Origin of the sequence: Saccharothrix espanaensis DSM 44229 (assembly GCF_000328705.1) — a bacterium.
Taxonomy (GTDB): domain Bacteria; phylum Actinomycetota; class Actinomycetes; order Mycobacteriales; family Pseudonocardiaceae; genus Actinosynnema; species Actinosynnema espanaense.
Genome location: NC_019673.1, coordinates 1,191,709 through 1,218,199, shown reverse-complemented (window position 1 = coordinate 1,218,199; position 26,491 = coordinate 1,191,709). Strand labels below are relative to the sequence as shown.

At 73.5% G+C, this 26,491-nt stretch carries 24 protein-coding genes; 8 read left to right on the top strand and 16 right to left on the bottom strand.

Features of this window, described 5'->3' with window-relative positions:
• The first annotated feature begins 40 nt into the window (after positions 1–40).
• On the top strand, positions 41–1,972 hold the full coding sequence (locus BN6_RS05670) for an ATP-dependent DNA helicase (RefSeq protein WP_085983585.1): 1,932 nt from the start codon (positions 41–43) through the stop codon (positions 1,970–1,972).
• 124 nt (positions 1,973–2,096) lie between these two features.
• Here BN6_RS05670 and BN6_RS05665 read toward each other — a convergent pair whose 3' ends face one another.
• The 4 genes from BN6_RS05665 to ctaD form a co-directional block, all read right to left on the bottom strand.
• Positions 2,097–2,942, bottom strand: a complete 846-nt coding sequence (locus tag BN6_RS05665; protein ID WP_041312037.1) for an NAD(P)H-binding protein — start codon at positions 2,940–2,942, stop codon at positions 2,097–2,099.
• A gap of 31 nt (positions 2,943–2,973) precedes the next feature.
• Entirely contained in the window at positions 2,974–3,657 is a 684-nt protein-coding gene (locus BN6_RS05660; protein WP_084672871.1) for a peptidyl-tRNA hydrolase, read from the bottom strand.
• Between the two features lie 14 nt (positions 3,658–3,671).
• Positions 3,672–4,898, bottom strand: coding sequence for a phosphoserine phosphatase SerB (serB, locus tag BN6_RS05655; RefSeq protein WP_015098587.1), 1,227 nt, complete (start codon positions 4,896–4,898; stop codon positions 3,672–3,674).
• A 79-nt stretch (positions 4,899–4,977) separates the two neighbouring features.
• Positions 4,978–6,765, bottom strand: coding sequence for an aa3-type cytochrome oxidase subunit I (gene ctaD, locus BN6_RS05650; protein WP_015098586.1), 1,788 nt, complete (start codon positions 6,763–6,765; stop codon positions 4,978–4,980).
• A gap of 296 nt (positions 6,766–7,061) precedes the next feature.
• Here ctaD and BN6_RS05645 point away from each other — a divergent pair, with 296 nt between their 5' ends.
• Complete coding sequence (locus BN6_RS05645; protein ID WP_148302745.1) at positions 7,062–7,859, top strand: phosphotransferase; 798 nt, start codon at positions 7,062–7,064, stop codon at positions 7,857–7,859.
• 10 nt (positions 7,860–7,869) lie between these two features.
• The gene (locus BN6_RS05640) at positions 7,870–8,490 is read left to right on the top strand and encodes an HD domain-containing protein (protein WP_015098584.1); all 621 of its coding nucleotides are present in this window, start codon (positions 7,870–7,872) and stop codon (positions 8,488–8,490) included.
• Here BN6_RS05640 and BN6_RS05635 read toward each other — a convergent pair.
• The 7 genes from BN6_RS05635 to BN6_RS05605 form a co-directional block, all read right to left on the bottom strand.
• Positions 8,474–9,037, bottom strand: a complete 564-nt coding sequence (locus BN6_RS05635) for a 1,2-dihydroxy-3-keto-5-methylthiopentene dioxygenase (RefSeq protein ID WP_015098583.1) — start codon at positions 9,035–9,037, stop codon at positions 8,474–8,476. The genes BN6_RS05640 and BN6_RS05635 overlap by 17 nt on opposite strands.
• Positions 9,034–9,627, bottom strand: coding sequence for a methylthioribulose 1-phosphate dehydratase (gene mtnB / locus BN6_RS05630; RefSeq protein WP_015098582.1), 594 nt, complete (start codon positions 9,625–9,627; stop codon positions 9,034–9,036). The genes BN6_RS05635 and mtnB overlap by 4 nt, the downstream gene beginning before the upstream one ends.
• Positions 9,624–10,289, bottom strand: a complete 666-nt coding sequence (gene mtnC, locus BN6_RS05625; RefSeq protein ID WP_015098581.1) for an acireductone synthase — start codon at positions 10,287–10,289, stop codon at positions 9,624–9,626. Before mtnC ends, mtnB begins: the two co-directional genes overlap by 4 nt.
• The gene (locus BN6_RS05620) at positions 10,282–11,292 is read right to left on the bottom strand and encodes a s-methyl-5-thioribose-1-phosphate isomerase (protein ID WP_015098580.1); all 1,011 of its coding nucleotides are present in this window, start codon (positions 11,290–11,292) and stop codon (positions 10,282–10,284) included. The genes mtnC and BN6_RS05620 overlap by 8 nt, the downstream gene beginning before the upstream one ends.
• A complete protein-coding gene (locus BN6_RS05615; RefSeq protein WP_015098579.1) occupies positions 11,292–12,416 on the bottom strand; it encodes an acyl-CoA dehydrogenase family protein in 1,125 nt (374 codons plus the stop codon). Before BN6_RS05615 ends, BN6_RS05620 begins: the two co-directional genes overlap by 1 nt.
• A 296-nt stretch (positions 12,417–12,712) precedes the next feature.
• Entirely contained in the window at positions 12,713–13,846 is a 1,134-nt protein-coding gene (locus BN6_RS05610) for a hypothetical protein (RefSeq protein WP_051075450.1), read from the bottom strand.
• Positions 13,847–13,881: 35 nt separating this feature from the next.
• Positions 13,882–15,006: a hypothetical protein gene (locus BN6_RS05605; RefSeq protein ID WP_051075449.1), complete on the bottom strand. Its 1,125-nt coding sequence runs from the start codon at positions 15,004–15,006 to the stop codon at positions 13,882–13,884.
• A gap of 261 nt (positions 15,007–15,267) precedes the next feature.
• On the opposite strand from BN6_RS05605, the gene BN6_RS46480 reads away from it, so the two are divergent.
• On the top strand, positions 15,268–15,423 hold the full coding sequence (locus tag BN6_RS46480; RefSeq protein ID WP_158509347.1) for a hypothetical protein: 156 nt from the start codon (positions 15,268–15,270) through the stop codon (positions 15,421–15,423).
• A 59-nt stretch (positions 15,424–15,482) separates the two neighbouring features.
• On the top strand, positions 15,483–16,292 hold the full coding sequence (locus tag BN6_RS05600; protein ID WP_015098575.1) for a hypothetical protein: 810 nt from the start codon (positions 15,483–15,485) through the stop codon (positions 16,290–16,292).
• A 423-nt stretch (positions 16,293–16,715) separates the two neighbouring features.
• On the opposite strand, the gene BN6_RS05595 is transcribed toward BN6_RS05600, so the two are convergent.
• The 4 genes from BN6_RS05595 to BN6_RS05580 form a co-directional block, all read right to left on the bottom strand.
• Entirely contained in the window at positions 16,716–18,488 is a 1,773-nt protein-coding gene (locus tag BN6_RS05595; protein WP_015098574.1) for a family 20 glycosylhydrolase, read from the bottom strand.
• Between the two features lie 121 nt (positions 18,489–18,609).
• Positions 18,610–21,270: an ATP-binding protein gene (locus tag BN6_RS05590; RefSeq protein WP_015098573.1), complete on the bottom strand. Its 2,661-nt coding sequence runs from the start codon at positions 21,268–21,270 to the stop codon at positions 18,610–18,612.
• 10 nt (positions 21,271–21,280) lie between these two features.
• Positions 21,281–22,264, bottom strand: coding sequence for a zinc-binding dehydrogenase (locus BN6_RS05585; protein ID WP_015098572.1), 984 nt, complete (start codon positions 22,262–22,264; stop codon positions 21,281–21,283).
• 1 nt (position 22,265) lies between these two features.
• The gene (locus BN6_RS05580) at positions 22,266–22,856 is read right to left on the bottom strand and encodes an NADPH-dependent FMN reductase (RefSeq protein ID WP_041312033.1); all 591 of its coding nucleotides are present in this window, start codon (positions 22,854–22,856) and stop codon (positions 22,266–22,268) included.
• A gap of 99 nt (positions 22,857–22,955) precedes the next feature.
• On the opposite strand from BN6_RS05580, the gene BN6_RS05575 reads away from it, so the two are divergent.
• On the top strand, positions 22,956–24,281 hold the full coding sequence (locus BN6_RS05575) for an MFS transporter (RefSeq protein WP_015098570.1): 1,326 nt from the start codon (positions 22,956–22,958) through the stop codon (positions 24,279–24,281).
• 32 nt (positions 24,282–24,313) lie between these two features.
• Here the strand turns inward: BN6_RS05575 and BN6_RS41605 are convergent, their stop codons facing one another.
• Positions 24,314–24,766, bottom strand: coding sequence for an RICIN domain-containing protein (locus BN6_RS41605; RefSeq protein WP_084672572.1), 453 nt, complete (start codon positions 24,764–24,766; stop codon positions 24,314–24,316).
• A gap of 148 nt (positions 24,767–24,914) precedes the next feature.
• Here BN6_RS41605 and BN6_RS05565 point away from each other — a divergent pair, with 148 nt between their 5' ends.
• Together BN6_RS05565 and BN6_RS05560 are read left to right on the top strand one after the other, a co-directional pair.
• Complete coding sequence (locus BN6_RS05565) at positions 24,915–26,108, top strand: glycosyltransferase (RefSeq protein WP_015098568.1); 1,194 nt, start codon at positions 24,915–24,917, stop codon at positions 26,106–26,108.
• An 8-nt stretch (positions 26,109–26,116) separates the two neighbouring features.
• Positions 26,117–26,371 (top strand): hypothetical protein, encoded by a 255-nt coding sequence (locus BN6_RS05560; protein WP_148302744.1) that lies wholly within the window; start codon positions 26,117–26,119, stop codon positions 26,369–26,371.
• Positions 26,372–26,491 lie beyond the last annotated feature (120 nt).

The following is a 26,491-nucleotide window of genomic DNA, read 5'->3' as shown; positions in this document are numbered from 1 at the left end:
GGAGGCGGTGGGCGGAGCCGAGCGCGAGGGCCAGGTGGACATGGCCGAGGCGGTCGAGCGCTCCATCCGGACCGGCGAGCACCTGGCCGTGCAGGCGGGCACCGGGACCGGCAAGTCGCTGGCCTACCTGGTGCCCGCGATCCGGCACGCGGTGGCCGCCGAGTCAACGGTGGTCATCTCCACCGCGACGATCGCCTTGCAGCGCCAGCTCGTGGACCGCGACCTGCCCCGGCTGGCCAAGGCGCTGCGCAAAGAACTGGGCCGCGAGCCCCGGTTCGCGATCCTCAAGGGCCGGCGCAACTACCTGTGCATGCACCGGGTGCACACCGGCGCGCCGGACGAGCCGGAGGAAGCGGGCCTGTTCGACCCGTTCACGGTGTCCCGGCTGGGCCGTGAGGTGAAGCGGCTGCACGAGTGGTCGTCGGACACCGAGACCGGTGACCGCGACGAGCTGGTGCCGGGCGTGAGCGACCAGTCGTGGCGGCAGGTCTCGGTGACCGCCCGCGAGTGCCTGGGCGTGGCGAAGTGCCCGGTCGGCGTGGACTGCTTCGCCGAGCGGGCCCGCGCGCAGGCCGGCCGGGCGGACGTCGTGGTCACCAACCACGCGATGCTCGCCGTCGACGCCCTGGAGGGCTACCAGGTGCTGCCCGACCACGACGTGGTGGTGATCGACGAGGCGCACGACCTGGTCGACCGCATCACGTCGGTGGCCACCGAGGAGCTCAGCGCGTCGCTGGTCGCCACCGCCGCCCGCCGCTGCGGCCGGCTCATCGACCAGGACGTGGCCGACCGGATGGCCGAGGCGAGCGACGGCCTGGCGATGATCCTGGAGGACGCGCCGGTCGGCCGGCTGGACGCGCTGCCGCCCGCGCTGACCGGTGCGCTGCGGGCGACCAAGGACGCCGCGCACGCCTGCATCACCTCGCTCGGGCCGGAGCGCAAGGAGGACGTCGAGGGCGCGACGTCCCGCAAGCTCGCGCGCTCGCTGCTGGACGACGTGCACGACTGCGCCGCGCGGATCCTGACGGCGTTCGACGACGACCACGACGTGGTCTGGGTGTCCGGCGACTTCGCCGACCGCTCCAAGGCCCCGTCGCTGCGCGTCGCGCCGCTGGGCGTCGGCGGGCTGCTGCGCGAGCGGCTGTTCGGCAAGCGCACCACCATCCTGACCTCCGCGACGCTCACCCTGGGCGGCACGTTCGACACCCTGGCCCGCCAGTGGGGGCTGCCGGCCGCGTCGGGCGCGAAGAAGGCCGAGGGCACCGCGAGCGACAAGGAAGTGCCGTCGGACAACGGCGGTCCGCGCTGGTCCGGCCTCGACGTGGGCTCGCCGTTCGAGCACGGCAGCAGCGGCATCCTCTACGTGGCCCGGCACCTGCCCCCGCCGGGGCGCGACGGCCTGCCACCGTCCTACGTGGACGAGCTGGAGGGCCTGGTGAACGCGGCGGGCGGCCGGACGCTGGGCCTGTTCTCCTCGATGCGGGCGGCCAAGGCGGCGGCCGAGGCGTTGCGCGGCAAGATCGACTACCCGGTGCTGTGCCAGGGCGACGACTCCACCGGGCAGCTGGTGAAGCGGTTCGCCGAGGACTCGAAGACGTGCCTGTTCGGCACGTTGTCGCTGTGGCAGGGCGTGGACGTGCCGGGGCCGGCGCTGCAACTGGTGGTGATGGACCGCATCCCGTTCCCGCGCCCGGACGACCCGCTGGCCTCCGCCCGGCAGAAGGCCGTGGAGTCGCGCGGCGGCAACGGTTTCCTCACCGTGGCGGCGACCCACGCCGCCCTGCTGCTGGCGCAGGGCGCGGGACGCCTGCTGCGCTCGATGAACGACAAGGGCGTGGTGGCGATCCTCGACCCGCGCCTGGCGACGGCCCGCTACGGCGGCTTCCTGCGCGCGTCGCTGCCGCCGTTCTGGACGACCTACGACCCCGAGGTCGTCCGCGCCGCCCTCAAGCGCCTGGACGCCGCGAACTAGCTCGTGTCTCCGAGGTGAGCCGGCCACCGGTGTGTCGGTGACCCGGACGTGGCGAGGTCTCCGACCGGGCCCCCGATCGACCGGGGCCGGCCGCCGCGCCCGGTCGGGTTCGGCGGCGGATTCGTCAGCGGAAGTCGGCCAGGTGGTCGCGCGCCCACCGGGCGTAGGAGCGGGCGGGGCGGCCCAGCACGGTCTCGACGTCCGGCCAGGGCTTGAGCAGGGCCGAGTAGTCGTCGTCGGAGAAGCCCTCGCCGGAGGACTCGCCGCCGCCGTAGTTCACGAAGCCCAGCAGCAGGTCGGCGTGGTCGGCGGCGAACCCGCCCAGCGCCCGCATCTCCTCGCGCGCCACCTCCCGGGACACCACCTCGAACCGGACCTCCTCGCCCAGCGCGGCGGCGATCGCGGCCACCTGGTCCCGGTTGGTGATCAGCTCCGGCCCGGTCAGCGTGTACGCCCGGCCGGCGTGCCCGTCCTCCAGCAACGCCGCCACCGCGACCGCCGCGACGTCCGCCTCGTGCACCGGCACGCCGGCCTCGTCCGGGAACGGGTGGCGCACCACCCGTCGGGCCCGGATCGACGGGGCCCACGCCGGCAGCAGGTTGGTCATGAAACCGCCCGGCCGCACGTGCGTCCACTCCGCGCCGGACGCCTCGACCGCCGCCTCCACCGGGTTCTCGTACAGCCCGATGGTCACCGACGCGGCCGACAGGTCCACGATCCGCCGCACCCCGCACCGGACGGCCCGCCGCGCGACCGCGCCGTCCCCGGCCGGGAACAGGTACAGCCGGTCCACGCCCGCGAACCACTCGTCGCGCGGCTCCAGCAGGTCGCCCGCCACCACCTCGACCGACGGCGGCAGCCCGGTCGCGGGCCGCCGCGACAGCACCCGCACCGACTCGCCGGCCGCCACCAGCCGCGCCACCACGTTCCGCCCCACCACACCGGTCGCCCCGGTCACCAGAATCGTCATGACCGGGACGCTACGGGCCATGTAGGTCAGATCACGACCTACACACCGCCACGGTTGCCGTCCCCGGGTCGACCTCGGTGTAGCCGGCGTCGCGCACCACCACGACGCCCGGCCGGGCCAGCAGCGCGTCCCACTCGGCCGGGGACGGCGTGCGCACCGCGCACCGGTAGTCCAGCGCGGCCCACTCCTTGAGCTCCTCCTCGGACAGCGTGGGCGCCAGCAGCATGGACGCGTGCCCCACCTGGGCCGCCGCCTTGCCCGCCGTCATCTCCACCCTCGGGTTGAGCCAGAGCAGGTGGGCGCCCTCGGGCACCGGGCCCGGCTCGTCCCCCGGCAGCTCGCTGCCCGAGATCTGCAACCGGGACAGCTCCTTGGGCAGGTCCACGACCCGGGCCGGCACGAACGCCCGCACCTGCGCCCGGCCCACGGTCAGCGTCACCCCGGGCAGCGCCTGCACGGCCTCCCAGTGCGCCCCGCGCGCCCGCCGCGACACCTTCCGGATCCGCCCGCGCACCCACGCCACCACGTCGTCGTGCCACTCGCCGCCGGGCTCGGCCCGGGGGTCCAGGCACACCGCGATGGCCGCCGCGGCGGCAGCCTCCAGCACGTCGGTCCGGCACGGCGGGTCGGCCCGCTCGATCCGCAGCACCACGGGCATCGCCCGGACCTCGGCCGGGTCCTCCTCGTCGGTGGCGTAGTGCCGGTCCACCAGCATCCGCAGGATCTCGTTCACAGCCGCTCCAGCTCCAGCCCGTCCGCCGCGTCCGCCGCCTCCACCTCGGCCCGGGTCACGCCCAGCACGAACAGCACGGCGTCCAGGAACGGGTGCGACAGCGCGGTGTCGGCCACCTCGCGCAGCGCGGGCTTGGCGTTGAACGCGATGCCCAGCCCGGCGGTGCCCAGCATGTCGATGTCGTTGGCCCCGTCGCCGACCGCGACGGTCTGCCCCAGCGGCACGCCCTCCTGCTCGGCGAACCGGCGCAGCGCCACCGCCTTGCCGGGCCGGTCGACGATCTCGCCGACCACCCGCCCGGTCAGCTTCCCGGCCACCACCTCCAGCTCGTTGGCCGCGCAGAAGTCCAGCCCCAGGTCGTCCACCAGCGAGCGGATCACCCGGGTGAACCCGCCGGAGACCACGCCGCAGCGGAACCCGAGCCGCTTGAGCGTCCGCACGGTGGTCCGCGCGCCGGCGGTCAGCTCCAGCGACCCGGCGACCTCGTCCAGCACCGACTCGTCCAGCCCGGCCAGCAGCGCCACCCGGCGGCGCAGCGACTCGGCGAAGTCCAGCTCGCCGCGCATCGCGGCCTCGGTGATCTGCTTCACCTGCGGCTCCACGCCCACGTGCGCGGCCAGCATCTCGATCACCTCGCCCTGGATCAGGGTCGAGTCCACGTCGAACACCACCAGCCGCTTCGCCCGCCGGGTCAGGCCCGCGCGCTCGACCGCGATGTCCAGGTCGACCCGCACCGAGATCTCGGCCAGCGCCTCGCGCAGCGCCGCGTCCGCCTCGGCGGTGTCCGCCGCGACCGAGACCCGCAGCTCCAGGCCCGTCACCGGGTAGTCGGCGACGCCGCGGATGGCGTCGATGTTCACGCCCAGCGACGCGAGCCGGCGCGCCACCTCGGTGAACGCCCGCGCGGTGACCGGCCGGCCGAGCAGGATCACCACGTGGGTGGACTCCAGCCGCGCGGTGCGCTTGCCGTCCGCGCCGATCTCCACCTCGACGTGCATGGACACCGTGGCCATCGCCTGCTCGACCGTCTCCTGCAACCCCTCCGGGTCGTGCCCGGCGGAGACCAGCACGCCGAGCACCAGCCGGCCCCGGATGACGACCTGCTCGACGTCGAGGACGTCGACGCCGTGCCGGGTCAGCACCGCGAACAGCACGGAGGACACGCCCGGTTTGTCCGGGCCGGTGACCGTGATCAGGACGGGCGTCGCGCTGGGCTTGCTCACCGGTAACTCCTCTGCCAGAAAGCAACGAGCCCCGACGACCAGGCGGTCGTCGGGGCTCGTCGTTGAACCTGCGCTCAGGTTACTTGTGGTCGTGCTCGGTGCCCTCGGACGCCGTGCCCGACTGCACGGCCTGACCGGCCTTCTCGAAGACCGTCGACTTGGCCTTGTCGTGCGGGATGGTCTTGCCGGTGAACGTGACGTGCGCTTCCTCGTGCAGGCGCTCGATCATGTGCGGGTAGTGCAGCTCGAACGCCGGGCGCGCGGAGCGGATCCGGGGCAGCTCGGTGAAGTTGTGCCGCGGCGGCGGGCAGGAGGTCGCCCACTCCAACGAGTTGCCGAAGCCCCACGGGTCGTCCACGTGCACGGTCTCGCCGTAGCGGTAGGACTTGAACACGTTCCAGATGAACGGCAGCGTGGACGCGCCGAGGATGTACGCGCCGATCGTGGAGATCGTGTTCAGCGTGGTGAAGCCGTCCGACGGCAGGTAGTCGGCGTAGCGGCGCGGCATGCCCTCGTTGCCCAGCCAGTGCTGGACCAGGAACGTCGCGTGGAAGCCCAGGAACGTGGTCCAGAAGTGCAGCTTGCCCAGCGGCTCGTCGAGCATCCGGCCGGTGATCTTCGGGAACCAGAAGTAGATGCCGGCGAACGTGGCGAACACGATCGTGCCGTAGAGCACGTAGTGGAAGTGCGCGACCACGAAGTAGGTGTCCGACACGTGGAAGTCGATGGCCGGGGCCGCGAGCAGCACGCCGGACAGGCCGCCGAACAGGAAGGTGACGATGAAGCCGATGCTGAACAGCATCGGTGTCTCGAACGTCAGCTGCCCCTTCCACATCGTGCCGATCCAGTTGAAGAACTTGATGCCGGTCGGCACCGCGATCAGGAAGGTCATGAACGCGAAGAACGGCAGCAGCACCGCGCCCGTGGCGTACATGTGGTGCGCCCACACCGCCACCGACAGCGCCGCGATGCCCAGCGTCGCGTAGACCAGGCCGTTGTAGCCGAAGATCGGCTTGCGGCTGAACACCGGGAAGATCTCGCTCACGATGCCGAAGAACGGCAAGGCGACGATGTAGACCTCCGGGTGGCCGAAGAACCAGAAGAGGTGCTGCCACAGGATCACGCCGCCGTTGGCCGCGTCGAACACGTGGGCACCGAGGTGCCGGTCGGCGAGCAGGCCGAGCAGGGCGGCGGTCAGGATCGGGAACGCCAGCAGCACCAGCACCGACGTGACCAGGATGTTCCAGGTGAAGATCGGCATCCGGAACATCGTCATGCCGGGCGCGCGCAGGCAGACCACCGTGGTGATCATGTTGACCGCGCCGAGGATCGTGCCCAGACCACCCACGACCAGGCCCGCGATCCACAGGTCGGCGCCCGCGCCGGGCGAGTGGATGGCGTTGGACAGCGGGGTGTAGGCGAACCAGCCGAAGTCGGCCGCGCCACCGGGCGTGAGGAAACCCGCCATCACGATCAGGCCGCCGAACAGGTACAGCCAGTACGAGAACGCGTTGAGGCGCGGGAACGCCACGTCCGGGGAGCCGATCTGGAGCGGCAGCACGAAGTTCGCGAAGCCGAACACGATCGGGGTCGCGTAGAGCAGCAGCATCACCGTGCCGTGCATGGTGAACAGCTGGTTGAACTGCTCCTGGCTGAGGAACTGCATTCCCGGACGGGCCAGCTCGGTCCTCATCAGCATGGCCATCGCGCCGCCCACCATGAAGAAGGCGAACGAGGTGACCAGGTACATGATCCCGATCTGCTTGTGGTCCGTGGTGCGGAACATCCGCAGCAGGAACGAACCCTTGACCGCCTCGCGAGTCCCGAAGGGCCGCGTAGCGATCGGCTGCGGGGCTACGGCCGTCACGGTGCCTCCTGCACTGTCCTGTTTCTGGCGTGACCGAATGGCTGGCCACTCGGGCTCCCCGGATCGTAGACGGACACGTTCAGGGCGGCTCGCCTGGGCCTCGTGCCGGATCAAGCAAGGTTGCGCAGCTCACAGTGTTGGATTTGCGCCGCCTGCGGCGTCGCGGGGCGGGGCCGCCGGTAGGTCGGCAGGTCACGCCCGGTTTCCGCCGATCGAAAAGCGCAATCGTCGGAAACCGGGCGTGACCTCCCGACGCGGCCCCGCGCGGTGGTCGACCAGTTGGAAACATGCTGGTCATGGGGACGGGGATGGGGGCGGTCATGGGGACGGCGTTGGGGGCGGTGCGGGTGGTGGGTGGGCGGTTGGGGCTGCCTGTGGACGACTTGGCGGTGCTCAAGGACGGCAGCAACCTGCTCGTCCACCTGCGGCCGGCGGCGGTCGTGGCTCGGGTGGGCGCGGTGACGGCTTCGGTGCGTGGGGACGTGTTCGGGCACTTCGCGCGGGCCGACGAGCTGAGCCGGTTCCTGGCCGGGCGCGGGGTGCCGGTGGTCGCGCCGGTCGCGGCTCCGGTGCGGGAGGGCGGCTGGGTGGTGGCGCTCGCGGAGCACGTCCCGCACCAGGCCGAGCGGACGCTCGATTCCACGACGTTTGCCGCCCTTCTGCGCGAGCTTCATCAGGAACTAGCCCATTTCACCGGCGATCTTCCGGCGCGCGGACCCCTGGACGACATCGACGCCGTGCTGGCGTTGCTCAGCCGGCCGGCGGACCTAGTGGCCGAGCGGGACGCGGTGGCGGCCGGGTGGCCCGAGCTGCCGGTCCAGGCGCTGCACGGCGACGCCCACCCGCACAACGTGCTGTTCACCGCCGGCGGTCCGGTGTGGAACGACTTCGAGGACGCCTGGCGCGGACCGGTCGGCTGGGACGTGGCGTGCGCGGCCGACAGCCGGCTGCTCGACCGCGCCGCCGTGCAGCGCGCCTACCCCGCCGAGCTGCTCGACCACTGGATCGGGGTGCGCCGGCTGCTGGTCCGGTGCTGGGTGGCCGCGACCGATCGGTACCGGGCCGCGCCACCGTCGCCGTCGCCGTCGCCGTAGAGTCGCCGGCATGTTGGCGGCGCTGTGGGACAAGGCGGTCCGGGTCCTGGGCGGGCGGCCGGGTACGGCGGGTGACCTGGCGGCGCGGTACGGCGAACCCCACCGCGGCTACCACAACGCCGACCACGTGCTGGCCGTCGTGCGGGACGTGGAGCTCCTGGCGGCCCACCGCTCCCTGGCCGACCAGGCGGTGCTCGTGCTGGCGGCGCTGGCGCACGACGTGGTCTACGACGGCCAGCCCGGCGACGACGAGCGGGCCAGCGCGGCGTGGGCGGTCGAGCGGCTGACCGAGGCCGGCCTCAACGCGGACCCGGTCACGGACCGGGTCGCGGCCCTGGTGCTGGCCACCATCGACCACGAGGCCGGTGACGAGCTCACCGCGTTGCTGATGGACGCCGACCTGGCGATCCTGGGCTCGGACGCGCAGGGGTACGAGCGCTATCGGCAGGCCGTGCGGCGCGAGTACGCCCACGTGCCGGACGAGGCGTGGCGGGCCGGGCGGGCGCAGGTCCTGCGCGGCCTGCTGGCCCGTGACCCGCTCTACGCGACCCCGCAGGCCCGGGACCGCTGGGAGGCCCGCGCCAAGGCCAACCTCGCCGCCGAACTCGCCTCGCTCAGCGACCCGCGGTGAGGGCGTCGAAGGTGGGGAAGGACTTGGCGATCTCGCTGCCGGTGAAGTTGCCCACCCAGCCGTCGTCGTCGTGGAAGAACCGGATCGACACGTAGTCCGGGCGGGTGCCCATGTCGAACCAGTGGGTGGTGTTCTCCGGCACGCTGAGCAGGTCGCCGGCCTCGCACAGCACGGCATGCACCTTGCCCTCGACGTGCAGGTAGAACACGCCCGAGCCGCGCGCGAAGAACCGGTCCTCGTCGTCGTCGTGGGTGTGCTCGGCCAGGAACCTCAGCCGCGCCTCACCGGCCTTCGCCAGCCACTCCGGGTCGTCGGACGGGGTCATCTCCATCGCGTCGACCAGGACGTAGCCCTCGGTCTCGGTGACCCTCTTGACCTGGTCGGCGTACACCTCCAGGGCGTTCTCCCGGGTCACCCCGGGCAGCACCGGCCACTGCTCGTACCGCACGCCCAACCGCTTGAGCTCGTCGGCGATCAGGTCCGGGGCCGCCGTGCGCACCAGCACGGTGTCGGGCTCGGTGTCCGGCCACACGGTCAGCAACGTCATCGCGGGTCCCTCCTCGTCTCGACCTTGAAGCGCAGCAGCCACTCCAGGCACTCCAGCCGGTGGCGCGCCTGGTGCAGGTCCGCGCCCCACACGTACACCCCGTGCCGGGCCACGATCAAGGCCGGCACGTCCGCGCGGTACCCGGCCTCGAACGCGTCGCCGAGCACCGTCATGTCCTGGTCGTTGAGCACGACAGGGATCAGGACGGTGTCGTCGTGCGCCCGCCGGCCGAACCCCTTGAGCATCTCCAGGTCGCGCAGCTCCACGCCGTCGGGCCAGTGCTCGGCGGCCACGACGGGCGCGAGCGCGTGCACGTGGACCACCGCGCCCGCCCCGGTCACCGCCGCGATCCGGCCGTGCAGGCCGGCCTCGGCGGAGGGCACCCTCACCGGGTCGTCGGTCCGGCCCTCGGCGTCGACCAGCACCACGTCGTCCGCCGTCAGCTCGCCCTTGTCGCGCCCGCTCACCGTCACCGCGAGCCGCAGCGGGTCGCGGTCCACGACCACGGACAGGTTGCCGGACGTGCCGCGCATCCAGCCCATCGCGGTGTACCGGGCGCACTCGGCGGCCAACGCCGCGCCGGGCGTCACAGCGCGCTCACCGTCCGATGTGGACTGAAGTCCGCGTCGCCGTACGGCTCGCCGGGGCGGGCCACGCCGACGGTCCGCCAGCCCGCCTCGGCGGCGGCGTGCAGCTCGGCCGGGACGTCGGAGTAGAAGGTGATGTCGTCCGAGCCGAGCACGGCGGCGATCGCCCGGTAGGACGGGGCTTCCCGCTTCGGGCCCGCGTTGACCGTGTCGAAGTGGTGCTCGAACAGCCCGCGCAGGTCGCCGTCCCGGGTGTGGCCGAAGAAGGCCACCTGCCCGGCCACCGAACCGGACGAGAACACGGCCAGCCGCACGCCGTCCTCGTGCCACTTGCGCAGCGCCGGCACCACGTCCGGGAAGAACTCCGCGACCAGGTCGCCCTCGGCGTACCCGCGCTGCCAGATCAGGCCCTGCAACGTCTTGAGCGGCGTGACCTTCTGGTCGGCGTCCATCCAGCCGTGCAGCACGCGCACCAGGTCGGCCGTCCCACCGTCCACACCGGACAGTTCCCGGATCTGCCGGACCGCTTCCGCGACAACGGGGTCGTCACCGTGCTCGTCGATCCACGGCCCGAGCCGGGGCCGGGCGTAGTCGTAGAGCACGACCAGCACCTGGTCGGTCGCGGACAGCGTGCCCTCGATGTCGAGCACGACCCATTCAGTCATGTACTTCCTCGCCGTCGTAGTACTCGTGCAGGCGGTCGGGAGCGTACGCGCCGCGGTCGGTGACCACGGACGACACGAACCGCGGCGGTGTCACGTCGAACGCCGGGTACCAGCCCTTCACCCGGGCGCTGGCGGTGCGCCGGCCCAGCGTGTGCAGCACGTCGTCGCCGGGCCGGAACTCGATCGGCACGTCGGCCGCGCCCGGCGCGAGCCGGTCCGGGGCCTGCACCATGGCCAGGAACGGCACGGCGAAGGCGGACGCCGCGACCGCCAGCCCCAGCGTGCCGATCTTGTTGACCACGTGCCCGTCCATGGTGACCCGGTCGGCGGCGGTCAGCAGCACGTCGACCTCGCCCGCCTGGAACGCCGCCGCGCCCATGCCGTCGGTGATCAGCGTGGTGTCCGCGCCCATCTCGGCCAGCGTCTCGGCGGTCAGCCGCGCACCTTGGAGGTACGGCCGGGTCTCGGTGCAGAAGTACCGCAGCCGCTTGCCCAGCGCGTCGGCCGCCTTGACCGTCTCGGTCAGGTAGAGGTCGGCCCAGCAGTGCGTGAGCACCGCGCCCTCGTCGGGCAGCAGCCGCGCGGTGTGCTCCCCCAGCGCCCGGCTCCGGCTCCGGTACCGCTCGTCACCGGCCACCGCGCCCGCGAACGCGCCCGCTTCGAGGTCGTCGGAGGCGTCGACGCCCGCCAGCACCGCGGCGACCGCCTTGCGCAGGTGGTTGTTGGTGCGCCGGGTCGCCACCAGCAGTTCCCCGGTCCGCTCCAGGTGGGCGCGGCCCTCGGCGCGGGGCAGGCCGCGCGCCTCCCGCGCGGCCAGCACCATGCCCCACAGCGCCGCGAAGTACGGACCGGACGACTGGGTGACCATGTCCTCGATGGCCTTGGCCACCTCGGCGGTGGTCGTGCAGCGCACCCAGGTGCGCGTGAACGGGAAGTCCCGCCGGTCCAGCACGTGCACGCCGTCGTCGGCGAGCCGGACGCTGTGCGCGAGGACCGGGTCCATCAGCTGTACCCGGTGAACGGGGCCCGCTCGCCGGTCAGGAAGTACGCGCCGACCTCGCGCGCCTTGTACGACACCGGGTCGTGCAGGGTGAGCGTGCGGGCGTTGCGCCAGAACCGGTCGAAGGCGTAGCCGGCGGCCGTCGCGCGGGCGCCGCACAGCTCGAAGACCCGGCTGGTGGTCTGGTTGGCCACCTTGGTCGAGACGACCTTGGCCGAGGAGATCAACGCGGCCACCGAGGCCCGCTGCTCGACGGTCAGCTCCGCGCCCCGGTCGCCCGCGTCGCCGAGCGCCGTCGCCGCGTGGTCGGCCAGCAGCCCGGCGGCCTCCACGTCGGAGACCAGTTCGCCGTAGGTGGCCAGCACGTACGGGTCCGCGGTGGCGCTGTCGACACCGGAGAGGAACCACGGCCGGGTGGTGCCCCGGGTGTACCGGGCGGCCTCGGCCAGCGCGCCCTCGGCCAGCGCGACGTACACCTGGGCGAGCACGGCCTGGAAGCCGAGCGCGGCCAGCGACTGGCGCGGGCTGGTCTCGTCGTGGGTGCCGAGCACCCGCTCGGCGGGCACCGGCACGTCCTCGAACACGACGCCGCCGCTGGCGGTGAGGCGCTGGCCGATGTTGTCCCAGTCGCCCGCGTAGGTGATGCCGGGGGACTTGGCGTCCAGCGTGAAGGTGACCTTCGCGCCGGTGTCGGCGCGGGTCGCGCTGACCACCAGCCGGTCGGCGACCGACGCGCCGGTGGCGAAGGTCTTGCGCCCGCTGACGGTGAAGCCGCCGTCGGTCGGGGTGAGCTTGAGCGCGGCGTCGAGCGGGTTGCTGACGCCGGCCCAGAACAGGCCGGGGTCCTCGACCAGCACGGTCCCGTCGAACAGCCCGCGCCGCCACACCTGGAGGTAGTGGTACCCGAGCAGGTGCCCGACGTTGGCGTCGGCCGCCCCGATCACCCGGGTCACCGCCTGCTGGGTGCCCCAGTCCTCGATCGTCACCAGGCCGGACCGCCGCAGCGCCTCGACCTCGACCACCGGTTCGGCCCCCGCCCGGTCCCGCTGCGCGGCGTCGACCCGCAGCCCCGCGGCGACCTCGTCGGCGACGGTCAGCCACTTCCGCCGACCATCGGTGCTCGTCATCCAACCGCCTCCACGTTCGCTGCTACCGGGCGTGACCAGGGTAATCGCCCGCCGAGCGCGATCGTTGAGCGTTCCGCCACATGGGAGCGGCCCGATGCCCCGGCACCCGACGCCACGCTCTGGAACCACGGGCCTCACAACCGGACGCACCGGGTCGGGGGCCGTCGCCTCGCTGCCGGACGTGCCGCGTCGGGGGCAGGGCCTCGCAGCCGGACGTGCCGCGGCCGAAGTGCCTCAGCCTTGCTGCCGGACGCGCCAGGGTCGGGGCAGCGGCCTCAGGGTTGGACGTGCCGGGATCAGGGCTGCACGTGGCGGGCGTGGTCGACCAGGCCCAGTTCGGCCAGCGCCTTGGCCAGGCCGAGCGGGGCGGCCCGGTGGTGGCGCTTGCGCGGCAGCAGTCGCGCGCCGACCACCGCGAGGTGCGTGCGCCACATCCGGCGGTCGCGCCGCCACGCCGCCAGGTAGTCCACGTACAGCTCCGGGGTGATCAGCAGGCACCGGCCGCGGGCCGCCTTGAGCGCGACCAGCATCCGGTCGCGCTCGGGGGAGACCGGCCGGGCCGCGACCCGTGCCACGATGTCGCTGATCATCGCCCGCCGGTCGGCGATGAACCGGGCGAAGAACTCCGCGTCCGCGCGGTCCAGCGTGCCGCCGTCGTCCAGCAGCGCCAACAGGCCCTCGGCCAGGCAGTCGCCGAACTCCTCGGAGCGCGCCCGCTGGTCGTTCGCGAACGGGTCGTAGACCTTCTGGAGCGCCCGGCCGACCACCGCCGAGCTGCCGATCCCCCGGTCGTCGAGCAGGAAGAACCAGTCCTCGTTGTAGACGTTCGGGAAGAACGACCGCATCAGCGACCGCCCGACCACCAGCGCGCCGCCGCCGATGAACGTCTCCTGCGCGCCGCCGACCTCCCGGTAGGCGTGGCAGACCACCGAGTTGTCCGGGAACCCCTGCACGGCCAGCGCGGCGGCGTCGGCGGTGTCCAGCAGGCCGGCGGCGCGGTTGAGGTCCTGCGGGTCGGGCACCGCGATGTCGTCGTCCAGGAACGCGACCCGCTGCCAGCCGGCCACGCCCGCGAGCAGCAGGCCGAGGTTGCGCTTGAGGCTGGTGTCCACCCGGCGCTCGAAGATCGTGCCCGCGAGCATGGTCGTGGTCCCGAACTCGGGCAGCAGCCCGGCGGGCAGCCGGTCGGTGTCCACGGCCACCAGCTCGCCGCCGGGGCGGGCGCGGGCCGCGACCTGGTCGGCCGACGAGTAGCGGCTGCACAGCGCGACCACCGCGCAGCCCAGCCGCGCGCCCAGGTCGAGGGCGGCGTCCAGCGCCGCCGGGTGGCGCGCGGTCGGCACGACGATCGCGTCGATCCTCGACGTCGGCACGGCCGCGCTCGTCACCGTGCGCAGCAGGTCGCGGTGCGACCCGTGGTGACCGATCACCCGTGCGGCGGTGGCGGTCGACCCTGGGGAGCTGGTCAACCCCGGCCCTCCGGCCATTCGTCGAGTAGGGACCCGGGCAGGCTCCAGTCCGGTGTGACCACCCGCCCGTTGACCACCGACACCCTGGTCAGCACGCTGTAGGCGGCCAGACCGGGGAAGGTCGTGCGCAGGTACTCCGCGTTGCGGTCGCGGAACCTCTCGTCGGTGAGGGCACGCACCGCGCCGAGGGTCCCCCGGCCGTACATGCCGTTGCAGATCGTGACCGTCCGCTTGTGGTTGAACGGGTTCGGTCCGCGGTAGAAGTGCGCGACGTCCTCGTGCAGCACCTCGCGGTCGCCGTGGCGGCTCAGCTTCGGCGTGAAGATCCGCTCGGTGCCGTCCCGCGCGACGACGAAACCGCCGGACTCGGACTCGTCGTGCCGGCCGACCTGGCTGACCGGCAGGTCGACCCGGTCCAGCAGCTCGCGGGTGACCACGTTCCAGTCGACCCCGCCGAGCAGCACCAGGTGCGAGGTGTAGTCGTCGGTGGCCAGCCCGGCGGCGGTCCGGAAGTGCACCCGGCTGCGCGGGTTGAGCGCCCGGATGTGGCCGTGCAGCTCGATCAGCGCGTCGAGGTCGGCGTAGGTGTACAGCTCGATGTAGTCCGGCTGGGTCGGGTCCGCGTACGGCATCGCCTCGCGCATCTCCCGGGGGAGCTGGGCGACCACGATGGTGATGTTGTTGCGGTCCGGGAAGTACCAGAACTCGCGGCGGCCGTTGCGGTCGACGTCGGGCGCCGCGCCCGCGTCGAGCTGCTCGGCCTCGCGCAGCGCGGTCAGCTCGGCGAGCAGGTCCTCGCGCTGCCGCAGCTCGTCGTCGGTCAGCTCGGCCACCGGCAGCAGCCGGTACGGGCGGGCGGCGACCGAGCGCCGGGTGGCGAAGAAGGTGGCGTAGGCGGCGAGCCGGCTCAGCGGCGGCACCTTGGGGTGGCTGCGGCTCTCCCACGACGACAGCAGCGGCACGCTCGCCGGCTTCTCGGCGCTGAACGCCGCCGCGAGGTCGCCCTGGGTGATGACGAGGTCCGGCCAGCGCTCCTCGCGCAACGCCCGCAGGCGGTGCGCCAAGGCAGTGGACTCGCCCGATCCGACCACGTCGCCACGCCCTTCAGTGAACTTCAGCATACAAGCTGAAGGGCGCAACATACACGATCGTGCGCGCTCTCTTCGACCCGTTACCTCGCCCGTAGCCCCCACATGCCTCTTGCCAGGCACTACAGGGGACCTTACGCTGAAACTCGCTGAGGTTCAGTCAACTTCAGTGAGCTGAGTGAAGTTCACCCAGGAAGCCATCCGGGGGTTGCCATGAACACGCTTGCCTCATTAGCCCAAGCCGCCGACACCACCGAGTGGACGCCCTTCGTCGTCATGGTCATGATCGGGGCGATGGCCCTGGTCCTGGGCCTCGCCCGGCTGCTGCGCCGCGTCCTGGGCCTGCTGACCCGGGTGCTGCTCTCGGCCGGCGCGGCGATGACCGGGCTGGCCGCGGTGCTGGCCGGCTGCACCGTCCTGACCACGCTGGTCCTGGTCTACGTCCGCTGACCCGAGCCTCGACGTCGACTACGGTGTGCGGGCCCGCATCGACGAGGGGGAGTCGCACGATGGACCTGTCCCGCAGATCGGCCCGAGGGGGGACCGCCGTCGCGCCTCCGAGGGCGACCGCGCCCGACAAGGCCGGCGCGCCGAGTCCACACCGGACGTCCACACCGCACCTGCTGGAAGCCGAACAGCTCGTCGGCTACCTGTCGCTGCCCTCCTGCCCGCTGGCCAACAACACCTACAAGGACCCCGACCAGCCCAACGTCGTGCGGTGGGGTTCGCCCGGCGACGCGTCGACCTGGGTCAACCAGAGCCAGTGCGCGTCGTTCCAGACCGCCGTGCTGCGGCGGACCTACCGGTGGGCCACGCGGAAGTTCTTCACCACCCACTTCGGACTGGCCAGCCCGTTCGCGCGGGACTACCGGGCGGCCTTCGCCCGGGGCGGCGTCCCGCACTTCCGGCGGGTGCTCCGGGTCGCCGACCTGCGCCCCGGCGACCTGGTCGCCGTCGACTACCGCAACGAGCAGGACACCAACACCGGGCACATCGTGCTGGTGCGGTCCGTGCGCGGCACCTACACCGCGCCCGTGGCGAGCCTGAACTTCCCCGGCGAGACCCAGTACGCGGTCGAGGTCGTGGACTGCACCGCCGAGCCGCACGGCCTGCACGGCGTGGGCGGCTACTTCGCGTACCCGGACAGCCGGATCTTCAACGCCACCGCGCAGACCGCCGGCGCGGGCATCGGGCACATGATGTTCTACGCCTCCGACGAGACCGGCGAGTTCACCCGGTACCGGTGGAGCGTCAACACCTCGTCGTCGGCCACCTACCCGGTCGACCAGCGGCCCGTCTCGGCGGCCCGGATCGGGTGAAACCGGGCCGCCGCACGGGTGGTTCACCCGCCGGTGTGGGTCTCGATCCACGTCCGGTGCGCCGGCACGTCGACGAAGACCCACGGGCCGCCCCGGCATCCGGTCGCCGCGTTGCGCGACGCCAGGCCCGCCGACGCAGAAGTCCGCCGGGCCCGCGCCGCACTGCAGACCGGGCGCGCACCCCACGCAGGTCAGGCCCCAGCCGGGGATCCGGACCGTGGAGCCGGTCGGCACCGACGGGGCGAAGGCGACCGGCAGGTGGGTGACCGCCGCCCGCGGCTGGAGCAGCGCCGGGTCGGAGGACGGGTGGCCGTCGACCCGCGCGATCTGCGCGAGCGTCCCGCCGGACCCGTGCCGACGCGGGCGAAGAAGCTCGACGGCGCCGGCCGGGAGGCGTGCCGGGCACGCCTCCCGGCGGAGGGACTAGACCCGCTGCCAGAGGGCCGGGACGTTGGTCGGCTCCCAGCCCGGCTGCGAGGTGTGCGGTTGGCGACACCGGTACGTGCCGCCGTTGTAGGTGACCTGGGCGTCGGTCGCGTATCCGATCCATGGTGCCCACGAACCGGACGGCACACCAGAGGTCGTGGTGGTGGTCGTCGTCGTGGTCCCCCCGTTGTCCCAGGGGACCTGGGTCGAGCGGTAGAACTCGATGCCCCGCGCGGTCCAGCGCGGGGCCTGCGCGCCGAGCCGGACCTTGAACGCGTCCCAGTTGTGCGTCGACCACGGCGACCAGCCCAGTTCGGCGATCGCGGCGAGCCTCGGGAACGCCATGAAGTCGATGTGCGCCGGGGTGACGATCGTCTCCGTCCACAGTGGAGCCTCGACGCCGCGGACCGCCGTTTCGGGCACCCCGCTCAGGTGCGTGCCGGGGTTCCAGTTGTAGGCGTCCTGCACCTCGATCATCCCGGCCCAGCTCAGGCCGAGCGGCGTGCTGGGGTTGTACTTCATGTCCAGGTACGCCTTGTTGGCCGGGGACATCAGCACCTTCGCGCCGCGCGCGGCGGCGGCCTGCACGACGGCGTTGGACGTCGTGGTGCCCCAGTACTGCGGCACGGCCGCGGTGTCGGTGGTGGTCTTGATGAACTCGTGCCAGCCCATCGGCTTCTTGCCGTACTTGGCGACCAGCGGCAGGACCTTGTTCATGAAGGTCTGGTAGTCCTGGTCGGTGGTGGCGCTGGCCTCGTCGCCGCCGATGTGGAAGTACGGTCCGGGGGTGAGCTCGGCGATCTCCCGGATGACGTCCTCGACGAACTTGTAGGTGATGTCCTTGCTCACGCACAACGAGCTGTAGCCGACCGCGATGTCGGTGCGCAGGCCGGGCGCGACGCCGTTGCAGTTCAGCTCGGCGTACGAGGCGAGCGCCGCGTTGGTGTGGCCGGGCAGGTCGACCTCGGGGATCACGGTGATGTGCCGCGCCGCCGCGTAGGCGACGATCTCCTGGTACTGCGCCTTGGTGTAGTACCCGCCCGGCCCGCCGCCGACCTGCGTGCTGCCGCCGTGGGTGGCGAGCTTCGGCCAGCTGTCGACCACGATCCGCCAGCCCTGGTCGTCGGTCAGGTGCAGGTGGAAGTAGTTGACCTTGTACAGCGCCAGCTGGTCGAGGTACCGCTTCACCGTGGCGACGGGGTGGAAGTGCCGGGCCACGTCGAGCATCGCGCCCCGGTGGGTGAACCGGGGGTGGTCGGTGATGGTCGCGCCGGGCACGGTCCACGGCCCGGTCTGCGGGGTGGCGCTCTCCACCTTGCCGGGCAGCAGCTGGCGCAGGGTCTGCACGCCGGCGAACAGCCCGGCGGCGGTGTTGGCGCGCAGGGTGATCGCGGCCGCGGCGACGGTGAGCTGGTAGCCCTGGTCGCCCACGGTCGACGGCGCTCCGCCGATCAGCAGCGCGACGCCGTCGGCGGGGGTGCCGGTGGTGTCCTCGACCGGGAACGGGTAACCGGTGGACGGCCGCAGCACGCCGGCCAGGTGGTCGCCGACGCCGTGCGCCGCCGCGGTGGTGTAGATCTTGGTGGTGGCGTTGAGGGTGTGCGCCGCGCCGGGCACCGCCTGCACGGAGGCCGGGACCGGGACGACGCTCTGCAGTGGCTCGGCCGCGATGGCGGCGACCGGGGCCGAGCCCGCGTTCCACACCACTGTCGTGCCGACGACCAGCACCAGGCCGGCGAGCGCGCGCGCCGACCTTGCTCGGAGTTTCACCGTTGGACCTCCTCGGGGGCAGGCGGCGGCCGGCCAGGTGCCCAGCGTGAACACCCCGGCGAGATCAAGTCAATGGGTCTAGACCACTCGGCGTCACCGCGCCGGCACCCCGGTGCCGGCGTCAGCCGGACAGGTCCAGCCGGCCCAGCTCCACCCGCGAGGCGACGCCGAGCTTCGGGTACGCCTTGTAGAGGTGGTAGCCGACGGTGCGCGGGCTCAGGAACAGCTGCGCGCCGATGTCCCGGTTGCTCAACCCCTCCGCCGCCATCCGCACCACCTGGAGCTCCTGCGGCGTCAACGCGCTCAACGGGTCCGGGCCCGGCTGGGTGTGGCTCTCGCCGGTCGCCCGCAGCTCGGTGCGGGCGCGGGCCGCCCACGGCGCGGCCCCGAGCCGGTCGAACGCGTCCAGCGCCGAGCGCAGGTGCGCGCGGGCGTCGCCGCGCCGGCGTTCGCGGCGCAACCACTCGCCGTAGAGCAGCTCGGTCCGGGCCCGCTCGAACGGCCGCCCGGACGTCCGGTGCAGCTCGACCGCCTCGGCGAACCAGCGCTCCTCGTCGGTGAGCAGCGCCCGGCAGCGCGCCGCCACCGCGCGGCTCCAGAGCTGGCCGGTGGTCTGCGCCCACTCGTCGTACCAGTCGGCGGCATCCCTTGCCACGTCGGCCTTCCCGGTCCGCACCGCGGCCTCCACGATGTCCGGCAGGCTGCCGATCGCGTACAGCCGGTGCGCGCCGGCCGCGACGTCCGCGAGCCGTTCCAGCACCGAGTCGTACCGCCCCAGGCCCAGGTCCAGCAACGCCAGCGCGCACTGCCCGCGGATCGACAGCGGCGGACCGCCGGTCAGGTTCGCGACCAGCTCCCGGCACCGCTGCTCGGCACCCTCGATCGCGGCCAGCTCGGAGAGCACGCTGTGCAGGTACCCGACGCTGAACACCTGGCCGATGTCGTCGGCGAGCCGCAGCCCCTCCTCGGCCGTCGCGCACGCGTCGTGGAACCGGCCCTGGTGGAGCCGGACCCGTGCCAGGTAGGCCAGCGCCCGGGGCAGCACGCCCAGCGCGCCGGACGCGCGGCACTCCCGCTCCAGGGTGACCGCGCTGTCCTGCGCCGCCTCGTCGTCGCCGACGATCAGGTTCCACCACGAGACCACCGCGTTGCCGTGCCGGCCGGGCAGGTCGGCGGCCAGCAGCTCCCGGATCGCCGCCAGCGCGCCCGCGACGTCCGTGCCCTCCAGCCCCAGCGCGGCCCGCGCCACCGCCCGCACCTCGGCCTCGTTGGGCAGCCCCGCGGACTGCTCCGCGATCGTCCGCACGGCGTCGTGGTCGCGGGCCGTCCACGCGCTGAGCGCGGCGCTGAACAGCAGCTCGCCGGCCAGCTCGCGGTCGGCGTGCGCGGCGCACTGGGCGGCCCGCGCGAGGGTGGCCGCCGCCTCGGCCGACCGGCCCTGCTCACTGGCCAGCTCCGCCCGGATCTGGAACACCCGCACGTGCTCCAGCAGCTCCCCCACCAGCTCGGCCGCCTGATCGGCGAGCACGCCCGCCCGGTCGAACTGCCCCGCCTCGGCCGCCGCGGCGGCGGCGGCGGTGAACCGCCGACCCCGTTGCGCCGCATCGGGGGTCAGCTCCGCGGCCCGCTGGTAGGCCGCCGTGACGGCCACCGACCCGCCGCGCCCGCGCACGTCCTCGGCCGACCGCGCCAGGGCCGCCGCGACCTCCTCGTCCGGCGCGGTGGTCGCGGCGGCCAGGTGCCAGGCCCGGCGGAACTCGTCGCCCAGCGCGCCCGCCAGCGCCCGGTGCACGGCGAGCCGGCGCACCAGCGGCGCGCTCTGGTAGGCCGCCGCGCGGATCAGCGGGTGCCGGAAGGTCAGCCGGCCGTCGTCGGTGCGCAGCAACTGCCGGCGCTCGGCCTCCTCCAGGTCCGCCACGCCCGCGCCCAGCGCCGCCGCCGCCTTGAACACCACACCCGGGTCGCCGGTGTCGTCGGCCGCCGCGACCAGCAGCAGGTCCCGCGTCCCGGCGGGCAGCGCGCCGATCCGGTCGGCGAAGGTCTGCTGGATCCGGCTGTGCGTGGGCAGCGCGCCGACCCGGTAGGCGTGCGCCGCCGGCAGGTGCCCCTCGCGCTGCGCGGCCGGGAGTTCCAGCAGCGCCAACGGGTTCCCGCGCGCCTCGACCGCGATCTGGTCCCGCACGTACCGGGGCAGGTCGGCGGCGTGCTCGTCTAGCAGCGCGGCGGAGTCCTCGGTGGACAGTGCGGTCAACCGCAGCTCGGGCAGGCCCGGCGCGGGGAACGGCGGCGCGTGCAGGTCCCGCGCGGCGAAGATCACCACCACGCCCTCGGCCTCCAGCCGGCGCGCCGCGAACACCAGCGCGTCCGACGACCCCGCGTCCAGCCAGTGCGCGTCGTCCACCAGGCACAGCACCGGCCCCTGCTCGGCCAGGTCGGCGAGCAGCGTCAGCACGGCCAGCCCCACCAGGTAGCGGTCCACGCCGTCGGCCGGGGCCAGACCCAGTGCCGCGCGCAGCGCCGCCGCCTGGTTCGGCGGCAGCCGGTCGGCCCGGTCCACCACCCGGCCCAGCAGCAGGTTCAGCCCCGCGAACGGCAGCCCGGACTCGGACTCGACGGCGACACCGCGCAGCACCCGGAACCCGTCGGCCACGATGTGGTCGAGCAGCGCGGACTTGCCGATCCCGGCCTCGCCGCGCACGACCAGCACGCCGCTGCGGCCCGCGCGGGCGTCGGCGAGGAGCCCGTCGACCCGCGCGAGTGCGGAAGAACGCCCGTGCAGCATGTCCCCGACCCTAGCCGGCCGGGACCAGGACGACTTTGCCGACGGTGTGCCGGCTCTCCAGCTCCTCGTGCGCCCGCGCCGCGCAGGCCAGCCCGTAGGACCGCACCACGGGTGTGAACCGGCCCGCCGCCGCGTCCGCCAGCGCCCGCGACTCCAGCGCCCGCAACCCGCCCGCGCGCTTGACCACGTGCGGTCCGACCCCGACCGTCGCGCTCAGCGCCCGGTCGAACAGGTCGGCCGTGGTCACCTCGGTCGGCGCGCCCGACGACGAGCCGAACATCACCACCCGCCCGCCGGGTGCGAGCAGGTCCACCGCGCCCCGCCCGAGCCCGCCGCCGACCCCGTCCAGCACCGCCGTCACCTCACGTCCGCCCAGCTCCGCGCACACCCGTTCGACCCACCCCTGCTGCCGGTAGTCCACGGCGACCGCCGCGCCGCAGCGCAGCACCGTGCGGCGCTTCTCCCCGCAGCCGGCGAGCCCGACCACGTGCGCGCCCGCCCGGGACGCGCCCTGCACCAGCAGGTGCCCGACCGCCCCGGCGGCGGCGGTGACCACCACCACGTCGTCGGGGCCGAGCGCCGCCGCCGCCAGCACGCCCACCGCCGTGCCGCCGGTGCAGATCATCGCGACCGCCTCGGCGAACCCCAGCCCCTCCGGGACCACGTGCAGCGCGCCGACCTCCCGCACGGCCAGCTCGGCGTACCCCCCGTGGGCGAGGCCGAGCTGGGCCACCACGCGTTGCCCGAGCCACGAGTCCGGCACCCCGGCACCGACCGCGTCGACCACCCCGGCCACCTCGCTGCCCGGCACGGCCGGCAGCTCCGGCAGCGGCAGCCAGTCCGCGCGGCCCGCCCGGATCGCCGCGTCCACCAGGTGCACCCCGGCGGCCCGCACCGCGATCCGCGCCTGGCCGGGGCCGGGCACCGGGTCGGCGGTCTCCTCGTAGCGCAGCTCGGCCGGCGACCCGAACCCGCGCAGCAGGACGGCGTGCACGTCAGGCCCCGTACGGCCGCTTGTCGCGGGCCTCGCGCAGCGCCGCGCCCCACCAGACCAGCTGGTCGATCATGGTCTTCGCGGCCCCGTTCACGCCCTCCGGGTCCAGCGGCTCGCCGTCGTCGTCGAACCGCGACCACGCGCCGTGGAAGCTGACCGTGTCCCGCACGGTCACCGCGTGCAGCTCGGCGAAGACCTGCCGGAGCTGCTCGACGGCCCGCAGCCCGCCGCCGACCCCGCCGTAGGACACGAACCCGACCGGTTTGGCCTGCCACTCGGTGTAGTGCCAGTCGATCGCGTTCTTCAGCGGCGCGGGGAAGCTGTGGTTGTACTCGGGGGTGACGACGACGAACGCGTCCGCGCCGGCCAGCCGGGGCGAGACCACCTTCACCTCGTCGGCGGGCTCCTCGCCGAACCCGTTGAGCACGTCGGGCAGGCCGACGTCGGCCAGGTCGAGCACGTCCACCGCCAGGTCCTCGCGCTGCCCGGCCTGCTCGGCGAACCAGTTCGCCACGACCGGCGCGAACCGGCCCTTGCGGGTGCTCCCGACGATGACGGCCAGCTTGATCACGTTGTCCACTCGTTCGCTCATGACCACAACGCTAGGGACGGGCCCGACCGCCGGGCATCTGTCGGATGACTGGTCAGTCGACGGATGCGACTGGCCAGTACCTGCACATAACTTCAGGTCATGACACAGGACACGCAGGTCAAGACGCGATGGGCACCGGTTGTAGCGCTCGCGATGGCGATGCTGGCGGTCACCACGGAGATGACCGTCGCCGCCGTCGCCCTCCCGAGCATGGGCGCGGAGCTGGACGTCGGCCCGTCCGCCGCGGCCTGGGTGCTGCTGGCCTACACGCTGCCGATGGCGGCCATCGCGATCCCGGCCGGCCGGTGGGTGGACCGCGTCGACGTGCGGTCGGCGTTCCTGCTCGCGTTGACCGGGGTCGGGCTGGCGAGCGTGCTGACGGCCGTCGCGCCCTCGTTCTGGGTGCTGGTGCTGGGCCGGGTGCTGCAGGGCGTGGCCGGGTCGCTGGTGCTCGCCGGGTACATGCCGATCGTGGTGGCGGCGGTCGCGCCGGAGCAGCGCGGGCGGGCCGTCGGGTACGTGATGACGATCATGACCGTCGGCGGGCTGGCCGGTGCGCCGCTGGGCGGGCTGGTCGCGGGGGCGTTCGGGTGGCGCGCGGTGTTCCTGCTGAAGATGCCGCTGCTGGTCGCGGTGGTGTTGCTGGTGCTGCGGACGGTGCGCGGCGACGGGCGCGGGCTGCCGCTGCCGGATCGCGGTCTGCTGCTGGAGGCGGTGCTGCTGGGCGGCGCGATCACGGCCGTGCTGCTGGCGTTCGAGGACCGGCCGTGGGTGGCGCTGGTGGCCGTGGCGCTGGCCGTGCTGTGGGGCCGGCTGCCCGCGTCCCGACCGGTGCTGACGCTGGTCCGGCAAGCCCGCTTCGCCCGGCCGCTGGTGACGCTGCTGCTGTTCGCGGCCCTGGGCGGGCTGATGTTCTTCCTGGTGCCGTACTTCGTGTCCGACGTGCTGGGCGGCAGCCCGGAGGACGTCGGCCTGGCGCTGCTGGTGTTCGTGGGCGGGGTCGCCGCACTGGCCTCCATCGGCGGCAACCTGGCCGACCGCCACGGCCCGTGGCTGGTCGGGGTGGTCGGCGCGGTGGTCACCGTGGCCGGGATGGCGACCCTGCTGCTGCCGGTCGACGACATGTGGGGCCTGGTCTGGCGGCTGGCCGTGATCGGCGTCGGGCAGGGCCTGTTCAACGCGGCGATCAACACCCTGCTGATGTCGGTCGCCCCGGCGGGCATGGAAGGCGCGGTGGGCGGCATCAGCGGCACCGCCCGGATGCTCGGCACGACCGTCGGCCCGGCGGTCGCGGCCCTGGTGGCGGGCCTGGCGGGCAACGGGTCGACCGGGTTCCGGGTCGGCGTCGCCGTCCTGGGCGCCCTGGCGGTCGTCGGCACGGCCGTGCTCGCGACGGGACGGCCCCGCCGCCCGGTCTCGCGGTGACCGGGCAGCGGGGCCGTCCCACCGGCGGGCGGCTACCTCCAGCGCTGGTACGCCAGGCCGTTGCAGCCCATCGTGCGAACACCTTCGTGGCTGTTGTCCAAGCAGTGGTTGTTCCACATGCTCACGAGTTCGTACGTGGTGCCCCACGACCCCGTTCGCCAGCGCTGCCACGGGCCGTCGTTGCACCCGAAGCCGCGCACGCCGTGCTCGCTGTTGTCCAGGCACATCTTCGTCGCGACGTTCATGAACCGCAGCGTCCCGTCGCTGTACCTGGTCACCTCCCACCACTGGTGGGGACCGCGGTTCTCGGCGCGGGTGTGCACCCCGTCGGCCGGGTTGTGGTCCAGGTACCCGCCGGTCGCCCAGCTCTGCCAGCGCCACTGGTCCAGCACCGTGCCGTCCGGGACCGCCGACGCGGCCGGGGCCATCGCCACCAGGCCGAGCACCACGGCGACGAACACCCCCGCGATACGTCCGAACCTCATCCGTTCCCCCATTCACCAGGTGCGGCTCGTCCCGCACGACGCAGACCCTGGCGGCGGGACCTCACACCGGTCTGTCGCGGATCGTGAACGGCCCTGGCCGGCGGGGAATCGGGTGGCCCGGACCGGTCCGGGCCGGCAGGGTGGCGCCGTGCGCTACCTGTTCACCTGCGTCGGCGGGCCCGGCCACCTCAACCCGCTGCTGCCGATCTCGCGCGCGGTCGCCGACGCCGGCCACAGCGTCCTGTGGGCCGCGTCGGACTCGTTGGGCGGCCTGGTCGAGCGGGCCGGCTACGCCTTCCACCGGCTGGGGCCGCCGGCCGACCGGTCCCCGCGCGAGCGCAAGCCGCTGATACCGCCGTCACCGGAGCTGTGCGAGTGGGAGGTGCGCGAGAACTTCGCCCGGAAGGCGACCCGCGCGCGGCTCCCGCTCGTGCGGCCGCTGGTGGCGGACCGGCGGCCGGACGTGGTGGTGTGCGACGAGTTCGACTTCGCGGCCATGATCGCCGCCGAGGAGCGCGGGATCCCGTGGGCGATCGTCCTGGTGACCGCCGCCGGCGGCCTGATCCGCCCGGACGTGGTCGGCGAACCGCTGGCCGAGATCCGACGGGAGTGCGGCCTGCCGGCCGACCCGGAGCTGACCGCGCCGGGCCGCCACCTGGTGCTGTCCCCGTTCCCGCCCGGCTTCCGCGCGCCGGACACGTGGCGGCACGACACCGAGCACGCCGTCCGCCCGCCGCTGCCCGCCGTCGCCCGGCCGGCGGAGCCGCTCGTCTACTTCACGCTGGGCACCGAGTTCGGCCTGGAGTCCGGCGACCTGTTCGAACGGGTGCTCGCCGGACTGCGCGAGGTGCCGGCCGACGTCCTGGTGACCGTGGGCCGCGAGATCGACCCGGCCGTGTTCGGGCCGCAGCCCGCGCACATCCGGGTGGAGCGGTACGTGCCGCAGGACGAGGTGCTGGCCCGCTGCACCGCGGTCGTCTCGCACGGCGGCTCGGGCACCGTGATGGGCGCGCTGACCCACGGCCTCCCCCACCTGGTCATCCCGCTCGGCGCGGACCAGCTCACGAACGCCGAGCGGTGCGTGGCGCTGGGCGCGGGCCTCGCCCTCGACGCCGTCACCGCGACTCCCGAACAGGTCGGGAAAGCGGTGTCGCGCCTGCTCGCGGAGCCCGCCCACCGGCTCGCCGCCGAACGCCTGCGCGCCGAACTCGCCGCACTCCCGGGCCCTGGTCACGCCGCCGACCTGCTCGTCCGGCTCGGTCGACCGGCCGACGGTGCGGCCGTGAGAATTTCCCCGTCCGACACCTCCGAGGCAAAAGGCGCAGACGTTTCCGGCACATAGTCCAAGTTGTGCCGATCGAGTGGACGGGAGAACGCGGTCGCCTCCGAATCATTCTTTCATGGAAATTGATCGCGGCGGTCGCCGCGCTCGTCCTGAGCGCGGTATTCGCCCCCATGTCGAGCGCGGTCGCCGACCAGGCCGCCGCACCGGTTCCAGCCGAGCCCGGCCTGACCGTCATCACCGACTCCACGCCGGTGTCGCCTGCGGTTGACCAGGCAAGACAGCAGATCACACGTCAAGAAGCACAATCTGTAACGGAGTGAAAGTGCGCCGAGGCTCCGCCCACCGTGGGCCGGGCCTCGGCCGCCCACACCGTCGACTGGCTATCCGATCAACGGGGTATCTCATCGACGGGTATTTCACGCGCGGGTGCGAACAGGGCT